The sequence below is a fragment of the Paenibacillus sp. 01T422 genome, from assembly GCF_056398785.1.
Genome location: NZ_JBFTQB010000662.1, coordinates 1 through 3,726 on the forward strand (window position 1 = coordinate 1; position 3,726 = coordinate 3,726).

Annotated in this window: 2 protein-coding genes and 2 tRNA genes; all 4 read left to right on the top strand. The window is 44.2% G+C overall.

Annotation, left to right across the window (positions count from 1 at the left end; genetic code table 11):
• Positions 1-72, top strand: a tRNA-Pro gene (locus AC1DUA_RS28410).
• A gap of 7 nt (positions 73-79) precedes the next feature.
• Positions 80-150 (top strand) — tRNA-Gly (locus AC1DUA_RS28415).
• Positions 151-375: 225 nt separating this feature from the next.
• On the top strand, positions 376-3,162 hold the full coding sequence (gene ppc / locus AC1DUA_RS28420) for a phosphoenolpyruvate carboxylase (RefSeq protein ID WP_477502952.1): 2,787 nt from the start codon (positions 376-378) through the stop codon (positions 3,160-3,162).
• 122 nt (positions 3,163-3,284) lie between these two features.
• Positions 3,285-3,726 (top strand): EamA family transporter (locus AC1DUA_RS28425; RefSeq protein ID WP_477502953.1); only part of this gene is annotated, 442 nt, incomplete at its 3' end.

A 3,726-nucleotide genomic window follows, 5' to 3' on the forward strand; every position in this document is an offset into this window, starting at 1 on the left:
GGATGTAGCTCAGCTTGGTAGAGCACCTGCTTTGGGAGCAGGGGGTCGCATGTTCAAATCGTGTCATCCCGATAGACACGCGGGTGTAGTTCAATGGTAGAACTTCAGCCTTCCAAGCTGGTAGCGTGGGTTCGATTCCCATCACCCGCTTTAAACAAAGAAAGAGTCACCTACGGGTGGCTTTTTCTTTGTCTCCGGGAAGGTCCTACTTTTTACATACATAAATTACCACGGCCTAATAAGGTCTTTTTTTATTTTACTACTATGTGCAAAGGGCGGATTGTGGTAAAATATTCTGAAATGAGTTTTTATAACGTTAAGCTTTTATAGAGAGAAGCATTAATGCAACATAGTGAATAGATGAGGTGGAGAGTTATGTTAGAGAATGTAATCGGCCTACAAAAGCAAGGAACGAACAATCTGCTTCGCAGGGACGTACGCTTCTTGGGGCACATACTAGGTGAAGTTCTGGTACATCAGGGCGGCAATGGTCTCCTCGATGTTGTCGAGAAAATTCGTGAGATGAGTAAGTCTTTAAGAGCACACTATGTCATTGAAATCTATGATGAGTTCAAAGAAACGATTTCATCACTTGATCCGGAAATTCGTCATCAAGTGATTCGTGCATTCGCTATTTACTTCCAGCTTGTTAATATTGCTGAGCAGAATCATCGGATTCGTCGTAAAAGAGATTACGAGCGTTCCTCCGGTGAATCTGTGCAGCCTGGTTCCATAGAGAGCATTGTACAGGAACTAAGAAACAATCATATCCCTTTTGAGGAAGTACAAGAAATTCTTAAATCTATTTCCTTAGAGCTTGTAATGACCGCTCATCCAACGGAAGMTATGCGTAGAGCAGTACTTGACATCAATCTGCGTATTTCTGATGATATGATGAAGCTGGATAATCCGATGCTAACTTCTCGTGAGCGTGAACAGCTGCGTGAGAAGCTGCTAGGAGAAGTTCTGAATCTTTGGCAAACGGACGAGCTGCGTGATCGTAAGCCGACAGTAATCGACGAGGTTCGAAATGGATTGTACTATTTTGACGAAACTTTGTTCGATGTACTGCCGGAGATATATCATGAGCTTGAGCGCTGCTTAAATAAATATTACCCGCAGGATACATGGCATGTGCCATCTTTCTTGAAATTCGGTTCATGGATTGGTGGGGACCGTGATGGTAACCCGTCCGTGAGAGCTAATGTAACGTGGGAAACGCTAGGACTGCACCGTCAGCTGGCATTGCAAAAGTACGAAGAAGTTCTGAAGGAAACGCTGGAGCATATGAGCTTTAGCAAAAATATTGTGACGGTTAGCGATGCTTTATTGGAGTCTATTCAATGCGACCGTGTAGCTCTTGGAAACGTGCAGGATGTATGGCGCAATGAGAAAGAACCTTACCGAATTAAAACAACGTATATGATCGAGAAGGTCCACAACACGGGCAATCCTAATGTGCCAACAAGCCAGAAATATAACAGCCCTGACGAATTTATCAATGATCTGCAAATTATTGATGCTAGTTTAAGATCACATTTTGCTGATTACGTTGCTGACAAATATATTAAAAAGCTGATCCGTCAGGTTGAACTGTTCGGCTTCCACCTAGCTGCTCTAGATATTAGACAGCACAGTAAAGAGCATGAATCAGCGATGACTGAGATTTTGGCGAAAATGGGTATTACGAGTAACTATAATAAGCTGTCTGAAGAGGAGAAAATCTCGCTTCTGACGGATGTTCTGAATGATCCAAGACCGATTACTTCAACTTATCTAGATTACTCCGAAGGCACGAAGGAGTGCTTAGATGTTTATCGTACGGTAGGCGAAGCTCAGAAGGAATTCGGGCGCAATTGTATCAATAGTTACCTAATTAGTATGACACAGGGAGCTAGTGATCTTCTGGAAGTTGTTGTGTTTGCGAAGGAAGCAGGCTTATATCGCAAAGAGAGTGATGGCAGCGTGACTAGCACGCTTCAGTCGGTACCTCTTTTTGAAACAATCGACGATTTGCATGCGGCACCAGGCATTATGAGCACATTGTTAGCTATTCCAGCTTACCGTGATAGCATTGACCCAGATACACAGATACATGAAATTATGCTTGGGTATTCGGACAGTAATAAAGACGGCGGAGTGATCACAGCAAACTGGGAACTCCGTATGGCGCTTCAGGACATCACAGAAGCAGCGAAAAAGTTCGGCGTGAAGCTGAAGTTCTTCCATGGTCGTGGTGGTGCGCTAGGGCGCGGCGGAATGCCACTCAACCGCAGTATCCTTGCACAGCCGGTAGAAACGCTTGGCGGCGGCATTAAGATTACAGAGCAAGGGGAAGTATTGTCATCTCGCTATTCCTTGCAAGGGATTGCTTACCGCAGCTTAGAGCAGGCGACTTTCGCGTTAATTACAGCGTCCCAATTATCGCGTTCTCCACAAAGGCTTTCACATGAAGACAAGTGGGAAACGATTATGCGCGGTATTTCGGAGCAAGCGCAGACGAAATATCAAGATCTCATTTTCCGGGACGAGGACTTCTTAACGTTCTTCAAAGAGTGCACACCGCTTCCTGAGATTGGCGAGCTGAATATCGGTTCACGTCCATCCAAGCGTAAAAATAGCGACAGATTCGAAGATTTGCGCGCGATTCCTTGGGTTTTCTCCTGGACGCAAACACGTTATTTGCTTCCTGCTTGGTATGCGGCAGGTACGGGTCTGCAAAGCTTTTATCAAGGGAATGCGGCTAATTTAGAGACATTGAAAGAAATGTATGAAGATTGGTCATTCTTCCGTACGATGATTGATAATCTGCAAATGGCGCTTGCCAAAGCGGACCTGCAAATTGCTAAGGAATACGGGAATTTAGTGAAGGAATCGGCGATTGCAGAGCGTATTTTCAACCTGATTAGGGAAGAATATGAATTAACTTCATCGATTATTTTGCAAATTACAGGGCAGCAAGAGATTCTGGATAATGTTCCTGTAATTCAAGAGTCTATCCGTTTGCGTAACCCTTACGTTGATCCACTAAGCTATATGCAGGTCGAACTGCTTACAGAGCTTCGTGCACTGCGTGAAAACAATGAGGACGATGCGATTCTGCTGCGTGAAGTGCTGCTTACAATTAACGGGATTGCAGCAGGGCTGAGAAACACGGGCTGATAATAGACAGTGCATAAGCGTATAGACAGGATGATAAAGTCGGGGGCCTCGTATATCGAGTGCAGCTCGACTTTTCCTGTCCTATACAGGTGTCCAAAGACGGACGGAGGGTTATAAGCTGCATGGGGCGATGGTTAGCAATTATTCTTGTCCTTATTGGTGCTTCAAGTTATGGCTTGCTCTCCTCTTTTATCAAGATGGCTTATGATCAAGGGTTTACTGATGGGCAAATTACGCCCGGTCAAATGACGATGGGAACTTTGCTCGTATGGGTATTGATACTTTTTCACAAAAATTCTTGGGTCAATCCTTTTAAAGGCCCTTGGATAAAGCTTGGTCTTATTGGTATTTTTGGATTGGCGTTAACGACTGTTTTTTATAATATTGCCTTGCAGGAATTGAATGCTTCTTTATCGATTATTTTATTATTTCAGTTTACGTGGATAACGATTGGAATGGATTGCGTACGAAAACGAAGACTGCCGTCGAAGTCTGAGGGCATTGCTGTCTTGTTCATCCTTGTTGGAACTGTTCTTGCCGTAGATATTCTGAATACGAGCTGGG